The sequence below is a fragment of the Streptomyces sp. SAS_270 genome (assembly GCF_052543295.1).
On sequence record NZ_JBMNDS010000096.1, the window covers coordinates 1 to 23,509 of the forward strand.

The following is a 23,509-nucleotide window of genomic DNA, read 5'->3' on the forward strand; positions in this document are numbered from 1 at the left end:
GCGCTGCGAGGATCGCCGACAGGTCCAGACCCCGTGCCCGCTCCGCGTCCTCCCGGTATTTCAGGACCGACCCGAGCGTGGCCACCGCCAGCTCGGCGTCCAGTTCGGTCGCGCCCAGCGCATCCAGGGCCTCCGCCCAGTCGATCGTCTCCGCCACGCCGGGCGGCTTGAGCAGGTCCTCGGCGCGCAGGGCCTGCACGAGCGCGGTCACCTGCTCGGCGAGCCGGGCCGTCACGCCAGGCAACCTCCTTCGGACGATGGCGAGTTCGCGGACGAAGCCCGGATGGTCGAACCAGTGGTAGAGGCAGCGTCGCTTCAGCGCGTCGTGCACGTCGCGCGTACGGTTCGACGTCAGGACGACGACGGGTGGCAACTCGGCTCGCAGCGTGCCCAGTTCGGGAATCGTGACCGCGTACTCCGACAGCAGCTCCAGCAGAAACGCCTCGAACTCGTCGTCTGCGCGGTCGACTTCGTCGATGAGGAGCACGCAGGGCTGGGTCTCCAGCGCCCGGAGCAGGGGCCGCGCGATCAGGAACCGCCGGTCGTACAGCTCCCCTTCCAGACGGTCGGCGTCCGCGACACCCGCTGCCTCGGCGGCCCGCAGATGCAGCAGCTGGCGTGGGAAGTCCCAGTCGTACAGGGCCTGGGAGGCATCGATGCCCTCGTAACATTGCAACCGGATCAGCGGGGCGCCGATCGCCTGAGCGAGGGCGGAGGCGAGCGCGGTCTTGCCCACGCCCGCATCGCCCTCGCAGAAGAGCGGCCGGTGCAGCCGCAGCGCAAGGAAGCAGGCGACGGCCAGCCCCTCGTCGAGGAGGTACCCCGTCCGCTCCAGCCGGGCGCGCACCTCGTCCGGACCCGTCAGGCCGTAACCGCCGCCGCCCTTGTCCGCCATGGTCTCGACGGGCCCCTCACCCCAGCCCGGCGGCGGCCAGCACCGCTCGCCGGGTGAGCACCCGGGCGAGATGAGCCCGGTAGGCGGGCGACCCCGAGGGGTCGGCCGACGGACGCGTGCCGTCGGCGGCGGCCTCCGCGGCCCGTGCCACCGCGCCGGCGTCCGCCGCACCGAAGAGCGTCTCCTCGGTGGCCGCCGCCCGCAGCGGGGTCGGGCCCATGTTGGTCAGCCCGATCCGCGCCTGGGCGATGTGCCCGTTGTCGCGGCGCACCAGCGCGGCCACGCCGACCACCGCCCAGGCCTGCGCGACCCGTTGGAACTTCTCGTAGTGGAAACCCCAGTCGTCGGCCGTCGGGATCCGCACCTCCACGAGCAGCTCGTCCGGCCGCAGCGCGGTCTGCAGGTAGTCGACGAAGAACTCCCGGGCGGGGATGGCCCGCGCCCCCTGCGGCCCCACCGCCAGCAGCGTGGCGTCCAGGGCGAGGATCACGGCGGGCAGATCACCGGCCGGATCGGCGTGGGCCAGTGACCCGCCGAGGGTGCCGCGATGGCGTACGGCGGGATCGGCGACCGTGGCAGTGGCCGCCGCGAGCAGCCCGGCGTGCCGGCGCACCCGCGGGTCGCGCAGCACATCGTGGTGGGTGGTCATCGCGCCGATGACGAGCGTGCCCTCGTCCTCGCGGATCCCGCGCAGCTCGGGTATCCGGCCCACGTCGACGACGAGTTCGGGAAACGCGAGCCGCAGCCGGAGCAGTGGCAGCAGGCTCTGCCCGCCGGCGAGGACCTTGGCGTCCTCACCGGCGTCCGCGAGGGTGCGCACGGCCTCGTCGACGCTCGTCGGCCTGGCGTATGCGAATGCCGGGGGAATCATGTCGCAGCCTCCTGGAGGGCCTCCCAGACCCGTTGCGGAGTACAGGGCATCGCGACTTCGGTGACACCCAGCGGGCGCAGGGCGTCGACGACCGCGTTGACGACGGCGGGCGTCGACGCGATCGTCCCCGCCTCGCCGACTCCTTTGGAACCGAGGGGATTCGTGGTGGACGGCGTCACGGTCCGGTCCGTCACGAAGTCCGGCAGGTCAGCCGCCGAGGGCACCAGGTAGTCGGCCATCGTGCCGGAGAGCAGGTTGCCCTCGTCGTCGTACACGGCCTCCTCGTACAGCGCCTGCGCGATGCCCTGCGCGAGCCCGCCGTGCACCTGTCCCTCGACGATCATCGGGTTGATGACGCGGCCGACGTCGTCGACGCAGACGTAGGAGCGGATCGAGGTCCTGCCGGTCTCGGTGTCGACCTCGACCGCGCACAGGTGCGTCCCGTGCGGGTAGGAGAAGTTCTCCGGGTCGACCAGGTGCTCGGCGTTGATGGTGGGTTCCATGCCGTCGGGCAGGTCGTGCGAGGAGAACGTCGCGAAGGCGACCTCCTGGATGCTCCTGCGGGCGTCGGGCGAACCCTTCACCGAGAACACGCCGTTGGTGAACTCGAGGTCGTGCTCGCTCGCCTCCAGCAGGTGCGCGGCGACCTTGCGCGCCTTCTCCACGACCTTCTGCGCGGCCTGGTGCACCGCGGCCCCGCCGACGACGAGCGAGCGTGAGCCGTAGGTGTCCATGCCCTGTGGAGCGGTGCCGGTGTCGCCGTGCAGGACCTGGACGTCGTCGAAGGGCACCCCCAGTACGTCGGCGGCGATCTGGCTCCAGCAGGTCACGTGCCCCTGCCCGTGCGGGCTCGTGCCGGTGACCACCTCGACCTTGCCGGTCGGCAGCATGCGGATGCTCGCCGCCTCCCAGCCGCCGGCCGAGTACCGCAGATCCCGCAGCACCCGGCTCGGCGCGAGCCCGCACATCTCCGTGTACGTGGACACGCCGATGCCCAGCCGTATGGCGTCTGCGCGTTCGTTGCGCTTGTGCTGCTCCGCGCGCAGTTCGTCGTACCCGAAGAGCGCGAGCGCCCGGTCCGTGGCGGCCTCGTAGTTGCCGCTGTCGTAGGTCAGTCCCGCGACGGACGTGTACGGGAACTCCTCGTGCCGGATCCAGTTGCGTCGCCTCAACTCGATCGGATCCAGACCGAGTTCGACGGCCAGCTCGTCCATGATCCGTTCGATGGCGTACGTCGCCTCGGGGCGCCCGGCGCCGCGGTAGGCGTCGGTGGGGGTGCGGGTCGTGAACACGCCGGTGCACGTGAAGTCGTACGCGTCCATCTTGTAGATCCCCGGGTACATGAACGCGCCGAGGATCGGGATGCCCGGCGTGACGAGCATCAAGTACGCGCCCATGTCGGCCAGCAGCCGGACCTTGAGCCCGTTGATCCCGCCGTCACGGTTGGCGGTGATCTCGACGTCCTGGATCATGCCGCGCCCGTGATGGGTCGCGAGGTATCCCTCGGAGCGCGACTCGGTCCACTTGACGGGCCGCCCCAGCCGTCGGGCGACGGCGAGCGCGAGGGCCTCCTCGCCGTACACCTGGAGCTTGGAGCCGAAGCCGCCGCCGACGTCGGGGGCGATCACCCGGAGCTTGTGCTCGGGGATGCCCGTGACGACGGACAGCATGATCCGCAGGATGTGCGGGATCTGCGTCGAGGAGTGGACGGTGTACTCGCCGGAGGCGGCGAGCGGGGTGACGACGACGGCGCGCGGTTCCATGGCGTTGGGGATCAGCCGTTGCTGGTGGTAGCGGCGGCGCAGGACGACGTCGGAGCGGTGCCGGACGGCGGCGTAGTCCTCGCCGGTGGCCAGCCGCCAGTCGTAACAGCGGTTGGTTCCCTTGTCCGCGTGGACGAGTGGGGAGTCGTCGGCGAGGGCGGCCTCCAGGTCGAGCACCGGGGGCAGCGGGGTGTAGTCGACCTCGACGGCCTCCAGCGCGTCGGCGGCCGCGTACCGGTCGCGGGCCACGACGACGGCCACCGGGTCGCCGGCGTGACGTACCTCGTCGACCGCGATCGGGGGATGGTCGGGCAGCACGATGTCCTCGGTGACCGGCCAGGCGCAGGGCAGCGAGCCGAGGCCTTCGGCGAGGTCGCTGCCGCTGAACGCGGCGACGACACCGGGCCGTTCGCGGGCGGGGGAGACGTCGACCCGGTCGATGCGGGCGTGCGCCATGGGGCTGCGCAGGATCGCCAGGTGCAGCAGCCCGTTGACCGTGATGTTGTCCGTCCAGGTGGTCTGGCCGGTGATCAGCCGGGCGTCCTCCTTGCGCGGCCGGGAGCGGCCGACCTCGTGTTCTGTGACCTGGTCGGTCATGTCGAGACCTCCTGCCCGGAGGCGGCGAGGACCGCGCGCACGATGTTCTGGTAGCCGGTGCAGCGGCAGAGGTTGCCCTCCAGCGCCTCCCGTACCTGCCGCGGACCCGGATCCGGGTTCTCCCGAAGCAGATCCCGGGCCGCCATGATCATGCCCGGGGTGCAGTACCCGCACTGCAGCGCGTGCCGCTCGTGAAACGCCTGCTGCAACGGATGCCACTCCCCCTCCCGGGCCAGCCCCTGGATGGTGGTCACTTCGCTCCCGTCGGCCTGCACGGTCAGCACCGAGCAGCTCTTGACGCTCTCCCCGTCGAGGTCCACCGTGCAGGCCCCGCAGTTGGAGGTGTCGCAGCCGACCGGGGTGCCGGTCAGGCCCAGGCGGTCGCGCAGGTAGTGGACCAGGAGAAGACGGGGTTCCACCTCGTCCTCGTACGTCGTGCCGTCCACCGTCACCGAGATACGGGTCATGTGCCCTCCCAGGGAACCGTGCGAGGGAAATCAGCCACCGGAGGTGATGGGCGTCACTCTAGGACCGCACTGCGGGAGGGGGGAGGGTTGCGACAGGCATTGTTGAGCGTTGCACGAGGGCGGTGTTCGTCCGAGCCCGCGGGCGCAGCCGAGCCCCTCCCCGGGACGGCGAACGGTGGGTCAGCCGCCCCGCACATGGGCCAGTAACGCCCGGACATTCCGGGTCGCGGCGTGGTCGGGCCCGAAGAGGCGCTCGCTGTCGGCCAGAGTGCGCTGGAACAGCTCCGCGCTGCGCTCCTCGTCGCCCGCCGCGTGGTGGGCGTGGGCGAGCTCGCAGCGGGACAGCAGGGTGTAGGGATGGCCGGGGCTCAGGACGCGTTCACGGTCAGCCAGGGTCCGCCGGTGGAGCGGGACGGCGCGCGCCGGGTTCCCCGCCAGTTCGTGGGCGCGGGCGAGGTTGTCACGGCACAGCCGGGTGCGCACGTCGTCGGGGCCGAGGACGCGCTCGCGACCGGCCAGAGCACGTTCGTAGAGGGGAATGGCACGACCGGGGTCGCCGGCTGCCGCGTAGCCGGAGGCGAGGTTGTTGCAGAACGTGAGCGTGTCGACGTGGCCGGGGCCGAGGACGCGTTCCGCCGCGGCCAGGGTTCGCTCGAACAGCGACACGGCCCGGTCGAGATGCCCTGCCTCCTGACAGACGCCTCCGAGGTTGCTGCGGGCGACCAGGGTGTCGTGATGGTCGGGACCGCGCTCGCGCTCCGACTCGGCCAGGCGCCGTTCGAGCAACAGGACCGGATCGTCCTCGGGCAGGGGTGTTTCATACGGCCGGTTCACGGTCCCGCGGAACGACGCGACACCCTCGATCGCTTCGTCCTCCGTGGCCCGCCGCAGCTCCTCCCGAAGTGCCCCCATGGTCATGGCGCATTCCCCGCATGGCTTCGCGGACATGGCATCCGCCCCCTCGTCTGCCGCCCGGTTACAGGCTATGCGCGGCGCCGTCCGGCAGACCCCCGCCGTCGCCATAAATCCGTTGCCCTCACGCATCGCCGCCTGCTGCACTACGAAGGACGTTTTTCAGCGAGCCGTCGAGATCGAGGAGCAGCAATGCGCACACCGTTCATGTCCCCGCAGGAAGGAATCACTCCCATTTCAAAGGACATGACACCCGGTGCATTTGCTGAACCTGGGAATTCTGGCGCATGTAGACGCCGGTAAGACAAGCCTGACCGAGCGGCTGCTGCACACGGTCGGGGTCATCGACGAGATCGGCAGCGTCGATGACGGAAGCACGCAGACCGACTCCCTCGCGCTGGAGCGGCAGCGCGGGATCACGATCAAGTCCGCCGTGGTGTCGTTCGCGGTCGACGACGTCACCGTCAACCTGATCGACACCCCCGGCCACCCGGACTTCATCGCCGAGGTGGAACGGGTGCTGAGCGTGCTCGACGGCGCCGTCCTCGTCATCTCCGCCGTCGAAGGCGTACAGGCGCAGACCCGTGTGCTGATGCGGACGCTCCAGCGGCTGCGCATTCCCACACTCGTCTTCGTCAACAAGATCGACCGTCCCGGCGCGCAGGACGAGCGCGTGCTGCGCAACATCTCCGCGCGGCTCACCGAGGCGATCGTCCCGATGGGCGGGATCGACGAACCGGGCACGCGTGACGCGCACTTCACCCCGTTCGACGCCCGCTCCCTCGGTCCGCGCCTGCTGGACCGGCTCGCCGAGCGCGACGACGGACTGCTCGCCGCGTACGTCGACGACGAGCGTGCCGTCTCCTACGGCCGGCTGCGCGCCGCACTCGCGGAGCAGACCCGCAGGGCCGTGGTGCACCCCGTCTTCTTCGGCTCGGCCGTGACCGGGGCGGGGGTCCCCGAACTGATCGCCGGGATCAAGGAGTTGCTGCCCGCGGCCGACAGCGACCCGGACGGCCCGGTCTCGGGCACCGTCTTCAAGGTCGAGCGGGGCCCCGCGGGGGAGAAGATCGCCTACGCACGGATGTTCTCGGGCACCGTGCGCACCCGGGACCGGCTGTTGATGCGCGGCGGGGAGGAGGGGAAGGTCACCGCGATCAGCGTCTTCGACAGCGGTTCGGACGTGCGCGCGACAGAAGTGGCGGCGGGGCGGATCGGCAAGCTCTGGGGCCTCGCGGACATCCGGATCGGCGACTGTCTCGGCATGCCGCGCAAGGGGACGGCCGAGCACCACTTCTCCCCGCCGACCCTGGAAACCGTCGTCGTCCCCACCAGCCCCGCCGACAACGGCGCGCTGCACCTCGCGCTCACCCAGCTCGCCGAGCAGGACCCGCTGATCGACCTGCGGCACGACGAAGTGCGCAAGGAGATCTCCGTCTCCCTCTACGGCGAGGTGCAGAAGGAAGTCATTCAGGCGACGCTCGCCGACGAATTCGGCGTCGCTGTGACGTTCCGCGAGACCACCCCGCTGTGCGTCGAAAGGCCCATGGGCACGGGCACGGCAGTCGAGTTCAACGGAAAGGACCCCAATCCCTTTCTCGCCACCGTCGGACTGCGCATCGATCCCGCGCCGACCGGTTCCGGCGTGGAATTCCGGCTGGAGGTCGAACTCGGCTCGATGCCGTACGCGTTCTTCAAGGCGGTCGAGGACACGGTGCGGGAGGCGCTGGGGCAGGGTCTCAACGGCTGGCAGGTCACCGGCTGCACGGTCACCATGACGCACTGCGGCTATTCACCCCGGCAGAGCCACGCCCACCAGGGCTTCGACAAGAGCATGTCGAGCACGGGCGCCGACTTCCGGGGCCTGACCCCGCTCGTGGTCATGGCCGCACTGCGCGAGGCGGGCACCCAGGTGTACGAGCCGATGCACCGCTTCCGCCTGGAGCTCCCGGCGGACACCCTGGGAGCCGTCCTGCCCCTGCTGGCCCGGCAGCGTGCCGTTCCCCGGACCACGGAGACACACGGCACGTCATGCGTACTGGAGGGCCGCGTCCCGGTGGCCCGGGTGCATGAACTGGAGCAGCAGCTCCCGGCGTTGACGCGCGGTGAAGGCGAACTGGAATGCGCCTTCGACCACTACGCGCCGGTCGCGGGCGGCAGCGCTCCCGACCGTCCGCGGACCGACCTCAACCCTCTCGACCGGAAGGAGTACCTGCTCAATGTGACCCGGCGGGTCGGTGGGTGACATGACCCGACATGGCACGGCAGGGACGGCTGAAACAAGAAACTTACTCATGAGTCAGGGGTGTTGACGTATGCCCGATGCGCCCGGACTGTAGTGAGCATGGCGAAGTTACGTGCGCGTCTGCTCGGCGTCCTCGTACTCCTCACCGGTTTCCTCACGGCGGCGGGCAGCGCCCAGCCCGCCGCCGCGGAAGGACTCCCCGACTCCCTCTGGTTCGACGAACCCGCCGCCGCTCTCACCGTCGCGAACGGCCACTTCACCGATGGACTCGGCCGCGAGGTCGTGCTGCGCGGCTACAACGTCTCGGGCGAGACGAAGCTGGAGGAGCACAGCGGACTGCCCTTCGCGTCGGTCGCCGACGCCAAGAAGTCCGCCACCGCGCTGCGCGCCCTCGGTGGCGGCAACTCCGTGCGCTTCCTGCTCTCCTGGGCGCACGCCGAACCCGCGCGCGGCCAGGTCGACACCGGCTACCTCGCCGACGTCACCGACCAGATCCGTGCCTTCCTCGACGCCGGGATCCGCGTCTACCCCGACTTCCACCAGGACCTCTACTCCCGCTATCTCTTCAACACGGGCAGCTGGTACAGCGGCGACGGCGCCCCCAAGTGGGCCGTCGACGCGGGCGGTTACCCCCAGGAGTCGTGCGGGATCTGCCTCTTCTGGGGCCAGAACATCACCCAGAACGGGGCCGTCAAGCAGGCGTCGTACGACTTCTGGCACAACGCCCACGGCCTCCAGGACGCCTTCCTCACCACCGCCCAGACGACCATGACCTACGTCCGAGCGCACCTCACCTCGGCCGAGTTCGCGGGCGTCGTCGGCTTCGACCCCTTCAACGAGCCGTTCGCGGGCACGTACGACTCCGGGCAGACCAGCCGTACCTGGGAGCAGAACATCCTCTGGCCGTTCTATGCGAAGTTCCGGGCCCGGATGGACGCGGCCGGCTGGCAGGCCAAGCCCGCCTTCGTCGAGCCCAACCTCTTCTGGAACTCCAACCTCGACTTCCAGAAACAGGAGGGCGGCCTCCTGGATGCGGGCACCCTCGGCTCGCGCTATGTGTTCAACACCCACTTCTACGACCAGAAGGCGATCTCCGGCGTCTTCATGTGGGGCAAGGCGGGCGACGGGCAGTACGCCACCGACTTCGGGGCGGTGCGCGACCGGGCCTCGGCCGCGGGCACGACCGCGGTGGTCAGCGAGTTCGGGCACCCGCTGTCGGGCTCGGTCTCGGACAAGGCCCCGACCGTGGTGAAGGCCATGTACCAGGCACTGGACTCCCGTGTCCCGGGCGCAGGTTGGTGGTCGAAGCCGGAAGGCTCCGGCCCCGTCCTCTCCGGCTCCCAGTGGCAGTGGGACCTCTACAGCGGCCGCCACCACGAGCTGATGAACGGCAACCCCGACAAGGTGCTCACCTCCGGCGACGCCTGGAACGACGAGGACCTCTCGGCGGTCGGCCTGGACGACTCCGGGAAGGCGGTCCTGCGCCAGGACACCCGTCTTCTGGACCGCCTCTACCCGAGTGCCACGGCGGGCCGGGCCCTCGCCTTCACCTACGAGGACCGCTCCCGCGACGGCTCCACGACGCTGACGTGGAACCCGGTCCCGAGCAGCCTGCCGAACGTCTCCCAGCTCGTCGGCACAGGCCAGTACGGCCTGCTGATGTGGCGCTCCGACGGGACGACCGCCCCCACGGAACTCCACCTTCCGGCGTCCTTCCCCGCGGCCTCCACGACAGTGGTCTCGGACCTGGGCGCGGTCCACGGCCTGCCCGCGTACACCACGGCCACACCGGTCGCCACGGCGGCCGAACCCGGCGGCACGGGCAGCCGGCGCCTTCTGCTCACCTCCACCGACTCCGCCACCCTGCACTACGCCCTGGTCACCAACGGCGCGGCGAACCCCTCGTCGACCCTGCTGAACGCGGCCAAGGCGGAACTCACGTCATGGGCGGCCTCGCACGCCTGACCGAATGCCTCCGGAAGGGCGGGAAAGCCACGACTTGCAGGTCGGACGGGCCTGAACGGAGCGGTCCGTCCGTCCTGCAGGCTTTCGTTGTGTCAGACCCCCTTGACAGCGTGCGTACTGTTTCGCGACGTTTGAGCCCCACCGAACCGTTCGGATCTCGGTCGTCGACCGCGGGACGAGCGGATACCCGGCGTGGATCGGCAGATACACCAGGAAGTGTCAGGACGCGGACTGCGCGTCATGGGGGGAGCGGTCGTCCATGCGATCCATGAACAGTGATCCACACGCCCTACTGGTCGGTGCCCGGACCGGTACGTCGCTCGCGGGGCCCGCGGAAGGGCGGTTGATCTGAGGTGGACATCACCATTCACAGACCCGACGAGCTGAGCACGTCGCTTCGCCGAGCCTGGCACGGGGTGATGGACGAGTCGCCCGAGTACGCCAACCCCTTCCTCTCACCGGAGTTCGCCGCCGGGGTCGGCCGGTACCGCGGTGGGGCGCGGGTGGCGGTCCTGCACGAGAACGGGGAGCCCGTCGGCTTCTTCCCGTACGAGCGCAACTCCCTGGGGGTCGGGCGCGCCATCGGTCTCGGTCTCTCCGATCTGCAGGCCCTCGTGCACCGCCCCGGGGTCGCCTGGGACGTCCAGGAACTGCTGCGGGCCTGTGGGTTGTCCGTCTTCGAGTTCGACCACCTGATCGACGAGCAGAAACCATTCGGGCGGTATGTGACGGGGACGTTCGCCTCGCCGGTGATCGACCTGAAGCCGGGCGACAGCGACTACCCGCAGTGGCTGCGCGGCGCGTATCCGGGCCTGGCCAAGACGACGCTGAAGAAGGAACGCCGGCTGGGGCGGGACCTGGGCGAGATGCGGTTCGTCTTCGACGAGCGGGATCCGCAGGTGCTGCACCGGCTGATGCTCTGGAAGTCCGCCCAGTACCGCAGGACAGGACGGATGGACCGGTTCGCGCGGCCGTGGATCGTGGCCCTGGTGGACAACCTCTTCCATGTCCGCGAGGAGCACTTCACCGGTGTGCTGTCCGTGGTGTACGCCGGTGACCGGCCGGTCGCCGCCCACTTCGGACCGCGTTCGCGCACGGTGTTCGCGTGTTGGTTCACCGCCTACGACCCCGAGTTCCGCTACTACTCGCCCGGGCTGCTGATGCACCTTCGGATGGCCGAGGCGGCGGGCCGGCACGGCGTGACGCTGATGGACTGGGGGCGCGGCGACAAGCAGTACAAGGACTGGCTCAAGACCCGCGAGCTGCGCGTGGCCGAGGGGTTCGCGACCCGCCCGCACCCGGTGGCGGCGGCGCACCGGCTGCTCCGCAGACCGGTGCGCGGTCTGCGCAACACGGTGCTGGCCCATCCCCGGCTGCGAGAACCGGCCGACCGGCTGCTGAAAACGGTCGGCACACTGCGTACCTCGGGCCTGGTGGACGCTTCCGGCAAGGTGGGAGGCCGGGCACGCTGAACCGCCGGTACCCGGCGGGCCTCCGCGCCGCCCGCCGGGCACCGGCGGCGCCCCACGGCCGCGATCACCGTGGGGGCGCTTTGGTGCGTCCGCCCTGCGGGGTCAACCCGCGGACGGAGACGTCCAGTTCGCCGCCACATGGGCCAGCCGTACGCGCTGCGGGTGGTCGCCGACCGCCACGGAGACCGTCTTGGTCCCGGTGGCGAAGTCGATGGCGGTGATCTGGTCGGCGCCGCTCTCTGAGATGACGCAGGACTTGCCGTCGCCGCTGACCGTGGCCCAGTAGGGCTTGGAGGCGGGTACCAGCGGGCCTTCCTGGAGGGTGGCGCGGTCGACGACGGTCGCGTAGTCGTCCATCGTGCCGGCGACGCACAGTTTGGTGCCGGAGGGGTTCATCGAAAGGCCGTGGTGGCGCGAGTCGTTGACCCAGGTGGTGCGGTCCTCGCTGGTGGCCGGGTTCTTCGGCAGCGTCTTGACCCGGGTGATCTTGTCGGAGGCGACGTCGTACTCCAGGAACCCGTTGAAGAACGACACCTGGAAGTACAACTTGGACTCGTCGGGGCTGAAGACGGCGGGGCGGACCGCGTCGGAGTAGTCCTTGAGACCGATCGCGTCGAGCCGCTGCCGCATGTCGATCACCTTGACCTGCTTGAAGGTGGTCGTGTCGACGACGGTGATTTTCCGGTCGCCCTTCGTGAAGTCCTGCCATGGTGCGTCGAGCGAGGTGTTGACGTCGCCGATCGCCATGTTCCAGATGTACTTGCCGTCGCGGCTGAAGATGTTCTCGTGCGGCTTGTCGCCGGTGCCGAACGAGCCGAGCTGCTTGCCGGTGTTGATGTCGAGGACGTGCACGGTGTTGGCGGTCGAGGCCGAGACGGCGACGCGGGTGCCGTCGGGGGACACGGCCATGTGGTCGGCGCGGTAACCCGACACGGGGAAGCGCCAGTTGATCTTCCCGGTGGCCAGGTCGATCGAGACGACGTCGGCGAAGCTCGGGCGGGAGACGACCATGGACTTGCCGTCGGGCGTGGAGTACATGTCGTCGACGAGCTGGTCGTGGCCCTCGCCGACACCGTTGCGAATGGCCATGAAGTAGATCCACTTGATCGGGTCGGCGTTGATCTCCGCCATCCGCGCGTCCTTGTCCGGCACGACGTTGACCCGGCCGACCTTGGCGAAGTCGCCGCTGGACTTGACGACATCGGCGGTGCCGTCCCAGTTGTTGCCCACGAACATCACCTCGCGCAGGTCGGCTGCGGAGACCTGCGCGGTGGCCGCCTGGGCGGCGGTCGCCGGGCCGGTGAACGTCAGGGCGACGGCGGCGGCGAGGATGCAGAGATGCCGGGGTCTGAGGACAGACATGGTGGGTCCTTGTCGTCTGCGGCGCGCCGGGGAAGGGGTGGTGGGGGCGCCGGTGGCGGGTGCATGACAGGAGGAGGATTCTGAACACGCCCACATTCAGAGTGGACTTACTGGAAAGTAAGGAAGAGGGGCGCCTCTCCACAAGACCCTGGACACGACAAAATTGGCCGACGGTCGAACGGGCCGTCGAACTCGGCGAGGGAGGCAGTGCGTGGCGGGCAGGCTCAGACAGCCGACCGGCCGGTACGGCGGCAGGACGGCAGCGGAGCGGCAGGCCGAGCGGCGGAGCCGCTTCCTGGACGCCGCCCTCCAACTCTTCGGCGACAGCCCCGGGTTCCGGTCCACGACCGTCGCGGCGCTCAGCGAGGCGGCCGGGCTGTCGACCCGTCAGTTCTACGAGGAGTTCCGCACCCTCGAAGACGTCCTCGCCGCCCTGCACCTCCAGGTCAACGCATGGGCCGAGGAGGCGGCCCTGATCGCCCTCGCCGAGGCGCAGGACCTGCCCCTCGCCGGGCGCGCCACCGCGATCTTTCGCGCGTACGCCGCCAATGTGACGGGCGATCCGCGCCGGATCCGCATCACGTTCGTCGAAATCATCGGCGTGAGCCCGCGGCTGGAGGAGCAGCGGCTCGCCCGCCGGGCCCGCTGGGTGGACTTCATCTGTGCCGCGGCGGCCGATGCCGTCGAGCACGGCGAGGCCGCTCCGCGCGACTACCGGATCGCCGCGACCGCCTTCATCGGCAGCGTCAACGGCCTGCTGCACGACTGGAGCGCGGGCTGGGTGGACGCCACCCTCGACCAGGTCGTCGAGGAACTCGTGCGCCAGCTCCTGGGCATCCTGCGTCCCGCGGACTGGCACCCGGACGACCTGTCCTGACAGTGCTCAGCGGGCGAGCCGGTTCACCGCGTCGAGGACCGGCCCCACGCCGTCCTCGGCGCGGATGCCGGCGGCCAGAGATCTGGCGCGCCGCTCGTACGACGGGTCCGTCGTGGCGCGCACCAGCGCCTCCGTGAGCGTGTCGGCGGTGAGCCTGCGCAGCGGAAGGGCCCGGGGTGCCACGCCGAGGCGGACGAGCCGCGCCGCCCAGAACCCCTCGTCGAACTGCACGGGTACCGGCACCGCGGGCACACCCGCGCGCAGCCCGGCGGCCGTCGTGCCCGCTCCCGCGTGGTGGACCACGGCGGCCATCCGCGGGAAGAGCAGCGCATGCGGAACCTCCTCCACGGTGCACATGTCCTCGCCGTGCGCCCGCAGCCCGCCCCAGCCCCGCTGGACGACACCGCGCAACCCGGCCGCCCTCAGGGCGCGTACGACCTCGGCGCTGAGCCGCTCGGCATCGGGCACGGTGGCGCTGCCCAGGCCCACGAAGACCGGGGGAGGCCCGGCGTCCAGGAAGTCCCGCAGCGCGGGCGGGAGTCGGGGCTCCTCGCCGTCGTAGGGCCACCAGTACCCGGACACGTCAAGGCCGGGGCGCCAGTCGGCGGGCCGGGGCACCACCAGCGGGCTGAAACCGTGGAACACGGGCGCCCCTTGCCGCTCGCGCCGACGCTGCGCCGCGCCGGGACCGGTCCCCGACAGGCCCAGCCGGGTCCGCAGCGTGCGCACGGTCGCGGCGAAGACCTGATCGACGGCGAGGTTCACGCCGTACCCGGCTGCCCGGTTGACCGTCGGCCCCCAGGAGCGGACTGCGGTCAACGGCGGCGCGAACTCCCGCGTGGGAGCGAGGGGTTGGAGGTGGACACCCACGCTCGGCAGCGACAGTCCCTCGGCGACGGCATACCCGAGCGGTGCCACAGAGGCAGCCAGCAGGAGTACGTCGCTGACCCGCGCGGCCTCGATCAGGTCGTCGGCCAGCTGCCCGACCAGCGCCCTGGCCATCCCGACGACACGGATCAGCTTCCCGGCGCCGGTCGTGCTGCGGTGCAGCCCCCGGCCCCGCCCGGACTCCAGTTCGGCCCGCGGATCCACGGGCAGTGCGTGAAACCGTACGCCGGAGCCGGCCACCAGCGGCTCGAAGCACCCGTGCGTCACCAGGGTGACCTCGTGCCCGGCACGCACCAGCCCGTGTCCCAGTCCCGTGTACGGCGCCACGTCGCCCCGCGACCCCGCCGTGATGATCGCTACTCGCACGAGGCCAGTATGGCGGCGGACGCCGCTCGGGGACATGCAGCGGACCAGTGCGCGGCGACCGAAACGGACGCGGGAGCTCGTCTCCCCGCGTCCGTCGGGGACTCGGTCAGGCGCCCACGTAGGCCGCGAGATGCTCGCCGGTGAGGGTGGAGCGGGCGGCGACGAGGTCGGCAGGCGTGCCCTGGAAGACGATCGTGCCGCCGTCGTGGCCGGCGCCGGGACCGAGGTCGATGATCCAGTCGGCGTGCGCCATGACCGCCTGGTGGTGTTCGACGACGATGACCGACTTGCCGGAGTCGACGAGCCGGTCGAGCAGGCCCAGCAGCTGTTCGACATCCGCGAGGTGCAGGCCCGTGGTCGGTTCGTCGAGGACGTAGACCGACCGGTCGCCGCCCTTCTCGCCCAGGCGGGTGGCCAGCTTCAGCCGCTGCCGTTCGCCGCCGGAGAGCGTGGTGAGCGGCTGGCCGAGGCTGAGGTAGCCGAGCCCGACGTCGGCGAGCCGTTCGAGGATCTTGTGCGCGGCCGGGATGCGGGCCTCTCCGGCGCCGAAGAACTCCTCGGCCTCCGTCACCGACATCGCGAGCACCTCGCTGATGTTGCGGCCGCCGAGGTGGTAGTCGAGCACCGAGGCCTCGAACCGCTTGCCCTCGCACTCCTCGCAGGTGGTGGCGACGCCCGCCATCATCCCCAGGTCGGTGTACACCACGCCGGCGCCGTTGCAGGTGGGACAGGCGCCCTCGGAGTTGGCGCTGAACAGCGCCGGCTTCACGCCGTTGGCCTTCGCGAACGCCTTGCGGATCGGCTCCAGCAGACCGGTGTACGTCGCCGGGTTGCTGCGTCGCGAGCCCTTGATCGCCGTCTGGTCGATCGACACCACACCCTCGCCCGCCGGGATCGACCCGTGCACGAGCGAGCTCTTGCCGGAACCGGCGACGCCGGTGACGACGGCGAGTACCCCGAGCGGGATGTCCACGTCGACGTCACGCAGGTTGTTCGCCGTCGCGCCGCGGATCTCCAGCGTGCCCGTGGGCTTGCGCACCGACTTCCTGAGGGAGGCCCGGTCGTCGAAATGGCGGCCCGTGACGGTGCCGCCGGTCCGCAGCCCCTCGACGGTGCCCTCGAAGCAGACGGCGCCGCCCGCCGTACCGGCACCTGGTCCGAGGTCGACGACGTGGTCGGCGATCGCGATCGTCTCCGGCTTGTGCTCCACGACCAGCACGGTGTTGCCCTTGTCGCGCAGCCGCAGGAGCAGGTCGTTCATGCGCTGGATGTCGTGCGGGTGCAGCCCGATCGTCGGCTCGTCGAAGACGTAGGTGACGTCGGTGAGCGAGGAGCCGAGGTGGCGGATCATCTTGGTGCGCTGTGCCTCGCCGCCGGAGAGCGTGCCCGCCGGGCGGTCGAGGCTGAGGTAGCCGAGCCCGATGTCGACGAACGAGTCGAGCGTCTGCGTCAGCGAAGCGAGCAGCGGCCCGACGGACGGGTCGTCCAGGGCCCGCACCCACACGGCGAGGTCGCTGATCTGCATCGCGCAGGCATCGGCGATGCTGATCTTCCCGATCTTCGACGCCCGGGCGGCCTCGCTGAGCCGGGTGCCCGCGCACTCGGGACAGACGGCGAACGTCACCGCCCGCTCCACGAAGGCCCGGACGTGCGGCTGCAGCGCGTCGACGTCCTTGGACAGCATCGACTTCTGGATCTTCGGGATCAGCCCTTCGTACGTCAGGTTGACGTTGTCGACCTTGATCTTGGTCGGCTCCTTGTGGAGCAGGTTCTGCAGCTCCCGCTTGGTGAACTTGCGGATCGGCTTGTCCGGGTCGAAGAAGCCGCAGCCGCGGAAGATACGGCCGTACCAGCCGTCGACGCTGTAGCCGGGGACGGTGAGCGCGCCCTCGTTGAGCGACTTGGTGTCGTCGTACAGCGCGGACAGGTCGAAGTCGGTGACCGAGCCCCGGCCCTCGCAGCGCGGGCACATGCCGCCGGTGCGGCTGTAGGTCCGCTTCTCGGCCATGGTCTTCCCGTCACCACGTTCGACCGTGATCGCACCGCTGCCGCTGACCGAGGCGACGTTGAAGGCGTACGAGGAGGGCGGGCCGATGTGCGGCTTGCCGAGCCGGCTGAAGAGGATGCGCAGCATCGCGTTGGCGTCGGTGGCGGTGCCGACCGTGGAGCGGGGGTCGGCACCCATCCGTTGCTGGTCGACGATGATCGCGGTCGTCAGCCCGTCGAGCACGTCGACCTCGGGCCGCGCCAGTGTGGGCATGAAGCCCTGGACGAACGCGCTGTACGTCTCGTTGATCATCCGCTGCGACTCGGCGGCGATCGTGCTGAACACCAGAGAGCTCTTGCCCGAGCCGGACACGCCCGTGAACACGGTGAGACGGCGCTTGGGGATCTCGACGCTGACGTCCTTGAGATTGTTCTCGCGCGCACCGTGCACGCGGATCAGGTCATGGCTGTCGGCAACATGCGGCCCAGGCGACCGGGTGTCCGTCCTCGTGGCCCTGCTCATCGTGTCTCCCTCCGTCGGGCGGGACTGCCCTCGCGGCCCCCGCCGGCGTCGCCTGGCTCGATCCAACCGGCTTCGAGCGGTACGTCGGCCCGGAACGCCCGTGCCCACGACGGTCACGCTAGCCGCGGCCCGGGGTTGCGCGCTTCTCGAATCCTGATCGGTCCGTCACCTGCGCCCGCCGGCCACGACGGCCCCGGACGCGTCGATCACCCGCCGAGGTGCCGCTCGGCGCTTGTGACGGTCTGCTCCAGCAGGACCGCGATCGTCATCGGGCCGACGCCGCCCGGCACCGGAGTGATCAGCCCGGCTCGCGTGACGGCGGTCTCGAAGTCGACGTCGCCGACGTTCCCGGCGTTGTAGCCCGCGTCGATCACCACGGCACCCGGCTTGATGTCCGTACCGCGGATCAGCCGGGGCCTGCCCACCGCGGCCACCACGATGTCCGCCTCCCGCACCGCCGCGGACAGGTCCGCCGTCCGCGAGTGGCAGTAGGTGACCGTCGCGTCGCGGCCGAGCAGCAGCATGCCGACCGGCTTGCCGAGGATCGCGCTGCGGCCCACCACCACGGCACGCCGGCCCGCCGGGTCGACGTCGTACTCCTCCAGCAGCCGCATGATGCCGCCCGGCGTGCAGGACACGAAGCCCGGCAGCCCGAAGCTCATCGCCGCGTACGAGCTCAGCGTCACCCCGTCGACGTCCTTCTCCGGCGCGATGGCCTCGAACGCGGCCCGCTCGTCGATGTGCGGCCCGACGGGGTGCTGCAGCAGGATGCCGTGCACGGTGGGGTCCTCGGACAGCGCCCGGAGCGTGTCCACGAGTTCGGCGGTGGTCGTGGCGGCACGCAGGGCGACGTGCCGCGACTCGATGCCGGCCTTGCGGCACCGGTTCTGCTTCATACGGACGTACGTGACCGAGGCGGGGTCCTCGCCGACCAGCACCGTGGCCAGACAGGGCGTCGCCCCCGTGCGCTCCGAGAGAGCGGCCGCCCGCTCGGCGGTCTCCTTGACGATGCGGCGCGCGAGACCGGTGCCGTCCATGAGCCGGGCCTGTGACATGAGCTGCTCCTGAGCGTTGTCGACACAATCGCCCAGGCGCGCGGCAAGGACCCGTTGGTCGGGCCGCTCCCCGGTGGTCGTCCACCTCAGCGCCAGTCACGGCCTGCGCACCAGCCTAGCCGTCGCGGGCTGCCGTAAGGGTGCGGGGGCTCCTCCGGCCCGTACGATGATCCGCCGGTGCGACAGGGGAGAGGGCCGTCAGTGACCGACGATCGCAACGACATACTCAAAGGGCTCGCGTGGAACCGGGCCGCGCCCGACGACGTGCTGCTGCGCCTGCTGTCGCCGGACGCCCGGGCGGCCTGGAGCTGGATGTGCCTGCGTGAAGGGTTCTCGCAGGACCTGGTCGACGCCATCGTCGGGCACCCGGACCTGCGTGTGCGCGGCGCGTTCGCGGAGAGCTGGACCGCGGCCCCGGCCGACCGCGCCAGGCTGGCCGACGACCCCGAGCCCAAGGTCCGCATCTGCGTGGGCTGCGGACCGGAACCCTTCCGGTTCGAGGTCGCTCCACTGCCCGACGCGACGTACGAGCGTCTGCTCGCGGACCCCGACGACGGCGTACGCGAATGGACGGCCCAGTCGCACAGCCTCCCCCTGCGGCTGCTGGCCCGGTACGCCGGACACTCCGACCCCAAGGTCCGTGCCGCGGCCTGTCGCGCCTGGGACCAACTGGCCCCCGGTGCACGCGAAGTGCTTCTGGCGGACCCGGACGAGGCGGTTCGCCGGGCCGCCGCGCGGAAGGCCTGCGCCGACGACGCGGCACGCACCGACCAACTGCTCCACACCCTGGGGTCCTGGGAGCGCGAGGACGTCCTGCGGCGGGGCCTGCTCACCCGCGCGACGGCCGAACGCCACGTGGCGAGCGAGGAGCCGAGGCAGCGGGCCGCGATCGCGTGGAACCCGTCACTGCCGCCCGATCTGATCGCGCGCCTCGCCGCGGACCCCGAGCACGACGTCCGCCTGGCGGTCTCGGCGCGGCCGGAACTCAACGAGGAGCAGCGGGCCGCGATTGACTACGAGGTGCTGCCGAAGGACCGTCTCAGGCCCGTCGGCTGGGTCTGGGACCTCCGGGACGACCTCGATGCGCTGCGCCGTTGCGCGACCTCCGCGCACCCCTGGCTGCGCCGGACCGCCGCGGCCAACCCCTGTCTTCCGGCCGACCTCGTCGCTCCGCTCGCCCACGACGAGGACCCCGTGGTCCGGCTCCTGACCTGCGAGTACCAGCCCGACGCCCCACCGGACGCCCTGCTGCGGACGGCCCTGGGCTGGACGGGCTACACGCGCTCCATCCTGCTGGAGAGACCGCAGTTCCCGAGGAAGGGCCTGGCCCGGTACGCCGACGACGCCGACCCCGGCCTCCGTGTCCTGGCCCCCCTCGACCCGGACGCCGCACCGGAGTTGATCCTCCGCCTCAGCCACGACGAGAGCGGCTGGGTCAGGCGCACCGCCGCCGCCGACCCGCGCCTCCCGCCCGCCCGCATCGAGGAACTACTGGCCGACCCGGCAGCCGTCGACGGCGCGGCCCGCAATCCGGCGTTGCCGGTGGCCGTCATGCGGCGGCTGCTGGACGAACTGGGCGTGGCCTGAACGGTCAGGGCCGAAATCGGATCGCGTGAGGTGGGGGCTTGTTGGCACGCTGCTCTCATGGATCGTGCGGAAGTCCTGCTCATCGGCGGACGGGCCGGCGTCGGCAAGACGACGGTGGGGTGGGAGGTTTCGGCGCTGCTGCGCGCCGTGGCGGTTCCGCACGCGATCATCGAGGGCGACTTCATGGGCCAGGTGCACCCCGCCCCGGAAGGGGATCCGCACCGTGCGGAGATCACCGAGAGCAATCTGACGGCGGTGTGGGCGAACTTCGTCCGGCGCGGCTACCGACGCCTGATCTACACGAACACCGTGAGCGTGCTGCCCGAGGCCACGGGCATGTTCGAGCGCGCCATGGGCGCCGAAGTGGGCGTCGTGCGCGTGCTGCTCACCGCCTCCGACGCGACGGCGCGTGAGCGGTTGACGGGGCGGGAGTTCGGCTCGGAACTGGAGCACGAGTGGGAGGGCAGCCTCCGCAAGGCGCGGTTGCTGGAGCAGCGGGCACCGTCAGGAACGGTGCGGGTGGTGACGGACGGACGGCCCGTGGTGGACATCGCCCGGGAGGTCCTGGCCGCCACCGGCTGGGCCGGACCGCAGGAGGCGGGGTCAGGCAAGCCGTCCCGCTCTTCGGGCTTCCGCCGGCAGGGCGGATGACACCGCAGGCACGGGCCGGGCGTCCGACGCCGTGTACAGGTACAGCTCACCGGCACCGGATACAACGCGGGCGAACGGCATGCGATCGCGCGGGCCGAGGGTGCGAGCGCGCTGCGCGCAGCGCCGACCGGAGAAGCGAGGCGGACACCCCGCGTCCTGCCGCCAACAGCGGTCGTGGCCATCGGGACCGGTGCGGACGCGACCGCCCCAGCACCGCGCGGGCCGAGAAGGTCCAGGTCACACGGGAGTTGAGCTGGACCTTCGGCCAGTTCCTTCCTACTCGTCCCATGCCTGCAGCATCGTCTGCTGGACGATTTTGCCGTCGCGCAGCGACATCATCGACTCGGACAGCACCTTCACGCCGTCCGGGTACTCGCAGGACTCGGTGAAGGCGACCTGGTCGCCCTGGATGACACAGTTCTCCATCTTGTGGGTCATGTCCCGGCTGTAGACGTCGCCCAGCATCTCGCCGATCTCATTGCGACCGTGCATGACCTTCGGGTGGCTGGGCTGGGTGTTGCGGTCCACGACGCGTATCTCGGCGTCGTCGGCGTAGAGCGACAGCAGTGTGTCCGCGCTCTGTCCTTCGATGCCCCGACGCAGAGCCTCTACGTCGAAGGCGGAGCCTGCCGCGGTGCCCATGGTGACCTCCTTGAATGGCCGCGGCCCAGTGAGGAGCGGGCCGTGGAGGGCCTCTTCTCCGAGACTCCTCCGCCGCAGGCCGCACGGCAAGCGCAGGAGACCGATGAGCCTCTCGGGTGAGGGCCGGGGAACGCCCGTGTCCGCGCGCCCTCTCGCACCGTTGCTGAAGGCATGATCTCAACACGACGTATGGTCGCTGCCGTTGGTCTCGCCGTCGGCTTCGCGGGTTTCGCCGCGCCGATGGCGAACGCGGCCGTCTCCGAGGCTCCGGACGCCGGCAAGCTCAACCCGATCGCCCAGCTCGACGAGCTCGCCGTGAGTGACATTCCCGTGGAGCACCAGGCCGAAATCCCGCGGGTCGCCAACCAGCTGAAGGGCCTCAACCGTCTCAACGACCTCGACCAGCTGCACCAGGTCACCGACCTGGCCGCCCCGGTCACCGGGCTGCTCGACGGCTTGGAGTAGTCGGCTGCCGATTCCTGAACGGTCCCGCGGTCACCGGGGCCGGCGCGTTCCGAGGGCCCCCGCCATGGCGGGGGCCCTCGGCTTTCGACGCGGTAGGACCGGAGCCTCGCGGTAGTCAGGTGAAGGAAGCGTCACAGGGCGAACGTGGCGACGCGGGCCGTCAGCCCGCGGTGGCGAGGAACTGAGTGGCCGCCAGCTCGGCGTAGAGCGGGTCCGCGGCGACGAGTTCCCGGTGGGTGCCCACCGCGCGGACACGGCCCGCGTCCATCACGACGATGCGGTCGGCCATCGTGACCGTGGACAGCCGGTGCGCGACCACCAGGACCGTGGTGCTGCGGGCGACGTCGGCGACCGTGTCGCGCAGCGCGGCCTCGTTGACGGCGTCGAGCTGCGAGGTCGCCTCGTCGAGGAGCAGCAGACGGGGCCGGCGCAGCAGGGCGCGGGCGATGGCGACGCGTTGGCGCTCGCCGCCGGACAGCCGGGTGCCGCGATGCCCGACGAGTGTGTCGAGCCCCCGCGGCAGCCGGGCCACCAGACCGTCCAGCCGTGTCGTCTTCAGGACGCGCGTGACATCGGCCTCGTCCGCCTCGGGGTTGCCCAGCAGCAGGTTGTCGCGCAGGGAACCCGACAGAACGGGGGCGTCCTGCTCCACATAGCCGATGGCGGACCGGAGTTGGGGCAGGTCCCACGCCTCCAGCCGCTGCCCGTCGAGGGTGATCGTCCCCGCCTCCGGGTCGTAGAACCGCTCGATGAGGGAGAAGACGGTCGTCTTGCCTGCACCCGAGGGCCCGACGAACGCGGTCATGCCCCGGGCCGGGACGGCGAAGGTCACGCCGTGGTGGACGTACGGCAGGTCGTCGGCGTACCGGAAGCGGACGTCGTCGAAGGCGAGCACGGCGGGCTCGGCGCCGGAGGAGGGCAACGGCGCGGGCAGGGCCGCGGGTTCGGCGGGCAGCCGCAGCGCCTCCTGGATACGGGCGAGCGCCGCGGATCCGGTCTGGTACTGCGTGACAGCGCCCACGACCTGCTGGATCGGGGACATCAGATAGAAGACGTAGAGCAGAAAGGCGACCAGCGTGCCCACGTCGATGGCGCCGGTCGCGACCCGCGCGCCGCCCACCGCGAGCACGGTGATGAACGCGATCTGCATCGCCAGCCCGGCCGTGTTGCCCGCGGCCGCCGACCACTTGGCGGCGCGCACGCTCTGGCGCCACGACTCCTGCGCGGCCGCATGGAGGGTCTGCTCCTCGCGGTGCTCGGCGCCGGACGCCTTGACGGTGCGCAGCGCGCCGAGGATGCGCTCCAGCGAGGCGCCCATCACGCCGACCGCGTCCTGCGCCTGCCGGCTGGCCCGGTTGATGCGCGGCACGATGACGCCGAGCACGGTGCCCGCACACAGGATCACGGCCAGCGTCACACCGAGCAGCACTGCGTCGACGAGGCCCATCATCACCACCGTCGCCACGAGCGTGAGGCCGCCGGTGCCCAGCCCCACCAGCGAGTCGGTGGTGACCTCGCGCAGCAGTGTCGTGTCCGAGGTGATGCGGGCCATCAGGTCGCCGGGCTCACTGCGGTCGACGGCCGGGATGCGCAGCCGCAGCAGGTACGACGACAGGGCGCGGCGCGCACCGAGCACGACCGATTCGGCGGTGCGCCGCAGCACGTACGAACCCATCGCGCCGACCGCCGCGTTGGTGACCACCAGCGCCGCCATGCCGACCAGCGCCCGTGCGATGGGCCGCTCGTGCGACAGGTCGTCGATGAGCCCCCGGGCCACCAGCGGCAGCAGGAGCCCGGTGGCACCGGTGCCGAGCGCCAGCAGCGCGCCCGAGAGCAACGCCCACCGGTGCGGCCGCACATACCCGAGGAGCAGGCGCCACGGGGGAGGGACGGGTTCCGTCTCGGCGATGCTCACGGCGC

The 23,509-nt window shown here is 71.0% G+C and carries 18 protein-coding genes and 1 riboswitch; of the genes, 7 read left to right on the plus strand and 11 right to left on the minus strand.

Annotation, left to right across the window (positions count from 1 at the left end; all coding sequences use genetic code 11):
• The 5 genes from ACN6LB_RS39730 to ACN6LB_RS39750 form a co-directional block, all read right to left on the minus strand.
• Positions 1 to 895 (minus strand): AAA family ATPase (locus tag ACN6LB_RS39730; protein ID WP_445030116.1); only part of this gene is annotated, 895 nt, incomplete at its 3' end.
• A 16-nt stretch (positions 896 to 911) separates the two neighbouring features.
• Complete coding sequence (locus ACN6LB_RS39735) at positions 912 to 1,766, minus strand: FAD binding domain-containing protein (RefSeq protein ID WP_445030117.1); 855 nt, start codon at positions 1,764 to 1,766, stop codon at positions 912 to 914.
• Positions 1,763 to 4,126, minus strand: coding sequence for a xanthine dehydrogenase family protein molybdopterin-binding subunit (locus ACN6LB_RS39740; RefSeq protein WP_445030118.1), 2,364 nt, complete (start codon positions 4,124 to 4,126; stop codon positions 1,763 to 1,765). Before ACN6LB_RS39740 ends, ACN6LB_RS39735 begins: the two co-directional genes overlap by 4 nt.
• Positions 4,123 to 4,593, minus strand: coding sequence for a (2Fe-2S)-binding protein (locus ACN6LB_RS39745; protein WP_445030119.1), 471 nt, complete (start codon positions 4,591 to 4,593; stop codon positions 4,123 to 4,125). The genes ACN6LB_RS39740 and ACN6LB_RS39745 overlap by 4 nt, the downstream gene beginning before the upstream one ends.
• A 180-nt stretch (positions 4,594 to 4,773) precedes the next feature.
• Positions 4,774 to 5,511 carry a tetratricopeptide repeat protein gene (locus ACN6LB_RS39750; RefSeq protein WP_445030120.1) on the minus strand — a complete coding sequence of 246 codons (738 nt, stop codon included), beginning with the start codon at positions 5,509 to 5,511 and terminating at the stop codon, positions 4,774 to 4,776.
• Positions 5,512 to 5,761: 250 nt separating this feature from the next.
• On the opposite strand from ACN6LB_RS39750, the gene ACN6LB_RS39755 reads away from it, so the two are divergent.
• The 3 genes from ACN6LB_RS39755 (at position 5,762) to ACN6LB_RS39765 (ending at position 11,187) form a co-directional block, all read left to right on the plus strand.
• Positions 5,762 to 7,750 (plus strand): GTP-binding protein, encoded by a 1,989-nt coding sequence (locus tag ACN6LB_RS39755; RefSeq protein ID WP_445030121.1) that lies wholly within the window; start codon positions 5,762 to 5,764, stop codon positions 7,748 to 7,750.
• Positions 7,751 to 7,849: 99 nt separating this feature from the next.
• On the plus strand, positions 7,850 to 9,715 hold the full coding sequence (locus tag ACN6LB_RS39760) for a cellulase family glycosylhydrolase (RefSeq protein WP_445030122.1): 1,866 nt from the start codon (positions 7,850 to 7,852) through the stop codon (positions 9,713 to 9,715).
• A 353-nt stretch (positions 9,716 to 10,068) separates the two neighbouring features.
• Positions 10,069 to 11,187 (plus strand): GNAT family N-acetyltransferase, encoded by a 1,119-nt coding sequence (locus ACN6LB_RS39765; RefSeq protein WP_445030123.1) that lies wholly within the window; start codon positions 10,069 to 10,071, stop codon positions 11,185 to 11,187.
• A 102-nt stretch (positions 11,188 to 11,289) separates the two neighbouring features.
• Here ACN6LB_RS39765 and ACN6LB_RS39770 read toward each other — a convergent pair whose 3' ends face one another.
• On the minus strand, positions 11,290 to 12,549 hold the full coding sequence (locus ACN6LB_RS39770) for a YncE family protein (RefSeq protein ID WP_445030124.1): 1,260 nt from the start codon (positions 12,547 to 12,549) through the stop codon (positions 11,290 to 11,292).
• A 211-nt stretch (positions 12,550 to 12,760) separates the two neighbouring features.
• Between ACN6LB_RS39770 and ACN6LB_RS39775 the strand changes: the two genes are divergently transcribed.
• Positions 12,761 to 13,426, plus strand: coding sequence for a TetR/AcrR family transcriptional regulator (locus ACN6LB_RS39775; protein WP_445030125.1), 666 nt, complete (start codon positions 12,761 to 12,763; stop codon positions 13,424 to 13,426).
• Positions 13,427 to 13,432: 6 nt separating this feature from the next.
• Here the strand turns inward: ACN6LB_RS39775 and ACN6LB_RS39780 are convergent, their stop codons facing one another.
• The 3 genes from ACN6LB_RS39780 to ACN6LB_RS39790 all read right to left on the minus strand — a co-directional run bounded on the left by ACN6LB_RS39780 (position 13,433) and on the right by ACN6LB_RS39790 (position 18,244).
• Positions 13,433 to 14,680: a glycosyltransferase gene (locus ACN6LB_RS39780; protein ID WP_445030126.1), complete on the minus strand. Its 1,248-nt coding sequence runs from the start codon at positions 14,678 to 14,680 to the stop codon at positions 13,433 to 13,435.
• Between the two features lie 106 nt (positions 14,681 to 14,786).
• Positions 14,787 to 17,189 (minus strand): ATP-binding cassette domain-containing protein, encoded by a 2,403-nt coding sequence (locus ACN6LB_RS39785; protein WP_445030127.1) that lies wholly within the window; start codon positions 17,187 to 17,189, stop codon positions 14,787 to 14,789.
• Positions 17,190 to 17,395: 206 nt separating this feature from the next.
• The gene (locus tag ACN6LB_RS39790; protein ID WP_445030128.1) at positions 17,396 to 18,244 is read right to left on the minus strand and encodes a bifunctional 5,10-methylenetetrahydrofolate dehydrogenase/5,10-methenyltetrahydrofolate cyclohydrolase; all 849 of its coding nucleotides are present in this window, start codon (positions 18,242 to 18,244) and stop codon (positions 17,396 to 17,398) included.
• Positions 18,245 to 18,267: 23 nt separating this feature from the next.
• A riboswitch (ZMP/ZTP riboswitch) is annotated at positions 18,268 to 18,354 on the minus strand.
• A 91-nt stretch (positions 18,355 to 18,445) separates the two neighbouring features.
• Between ACN6LB_RS39790 and ACN6LB_RS39795 the strand changes: the two genes are divergently transcribed.
• Both ACN6LB_RS39795 and ACN6LB_RS39800 read left to right on the plus strand, forming a co-directional pair.
• Positions 18,446 to 19,831, plus strand: a complete 1,386-nt coding sequence (locus tag ACN6LB_RS39795; RefSeq protein ID WP_445030129.1) for a hypothetical protein — start codon at positions 18,446 to 18,448, stop codon at positions 19,829 to 19,831.
• Positions 19,832 to 19,888: 57 nt separating this feature from the next.
• Positions 19,889 to 20,482 carry a hypothetical protein gene (locus ACN6LB_RS39800; RefSeq protein ID WP_445030130.1) on the plus strand — a complete coding sequence of 198 codons (594 nt, stop codon included), beginning with the start codon at positions 19,889 to 19,891 and terminating at the stop codon, positions 20,480 to 20,482.
• Between the two features lie 276 nt (positions 20,483 to 20,758).
• Here the strand turns inward: ACN6LB_RS39800 and ACN6LB_RS39805 are convergent, their stop codons facing one another.
• Positions 20,759 to 21,124, minus strand: a complete 366-nt coding sequence (locus tag ACN6LB_RS39805; RefSeq protein ID WP_445030131.1) for a nuclear transport factor 2 family protein — start codon at positions 21,122 to 21,124, stop codon at positions 20,759 to 20,761.
• 171 nt (positions 21,125 to 21,295) lie between these two features.
• On the opposite strand from ACN6LB_RS39805, the gene ACN6LB_RS39810 reads away from it, so the two are divergent.
• Positions 21,296 to 21,589, plus strand: a complete 294-nt coding sequence (locus ACN6LB_RS39810; RefSeq protein WP_356139827.1) for a hypothetical protein — start codon at positions 21,296 to 21,298, stop codon at positions 21,587 to 21,589.
• Positions 21,590 to 21,749: 160 nt separating this feature from the next.
• Here ACN6LB_RS39810 and ACN6LB_RS39815 read toward each other — a convergent pair whose 3' ends face one another.
• A complete protein-coding gene (locus ACN6LB_RS39815) occupies positions 21,750 to 23,504 on the minus strand; it encodes an ABC transporter ATP-binding protein (protein WP_445030132.1) in 1,755 nt (584 codons plus the stop codon).
• Between the last annotated feature and the right edge of the window lie 5 nt (positions 23,505 to 23,509).

Excerpts from the sequence above, each read along its gene's own strand:
- ACN6LB_RS39735 (WP_445030117.1), bottom strand. The coding sequence starts at position 1,766 with ATGATTCCCCCGGCATTCGCATACGCCAGGCCGACGAGCGTCGACGAG.
- ACN6LB_RS39740 (WP_445030118.1), bottom strand. The coding sequence starts at position 4,126 with ATGACCGACCAGGTCACAGAACACGAGGTCGGCCGCTCCCGGCCGCGC.
- ACN6LB_RS39745 (WP_445030119.1), bottom strand. The coding sequence starts at position 4,593 with ATGACCCGTATCTCGGTGACGGTGGACGGCACGACGTACGAGGACGAG.
- ACN6LB_RS39750 (WP_445030120.1), bottom strand. The coding sequence starts at position 5,511 with ATGACCATGGGGGCACTTCGGGAGGAGCTGCGGCGGGCCACGGAGGAC.
- ACN6LB_RS39760 (WP_445030122.1), top strand. The coding sequence starts at position 7,850 with ATGGCGAAGTTACGTGCGCGTCTGCTCGGCGTCCTCGTACTCCTCACC.
- ACN6LB_RS39770 (WP_445030124.1), bottom strand. The coding sequence starts at position 12,549 with ATGTCTGTCCTCAGACCCCGGCATCTCTGCATCCTCGCCGCCGCCGTC.
- ACN6LB_RS39785 (WP_445030127.1), bottom strand. The coding sequence starts at position 17,189 with ATGAGCAGGGCCACGAGGACGGACACCCGGTCGCCTGGGCCGCATGTT.
- ACN6LB_RS39790 (WP_445030128.1), bottom strand. The coding sequence starts at position 18,244 with ATGTCACAGGCCCGGCTCATGGACGGCACCGGTCTCGCGCGCCGCATC.
- ACN6LB_RS39800 (WP_445030130.1), top strand. The coding sequence starts at position 19,889 with ATGGATCGTGCGGAAGTCCTGCTCATCGGCGGACGGGCCGGCGTCGGC.
- ACN6LB_RS39805 (WP_445030131.1), bottom strand. The coding sequence starts at position 21,124 with ATGGGCACCGCGGCAGGCTCCGCCTTCGACGTAGAGGCTCTGCGTCGG.
- ACN6LB_RS39810 (WP_356139827.1), top strand. The coding sequence starts at position 21,296 with ATGATCTCAACACGACGTATGGTCGCTGCCGTTGGTCTCGCCGTCGGC.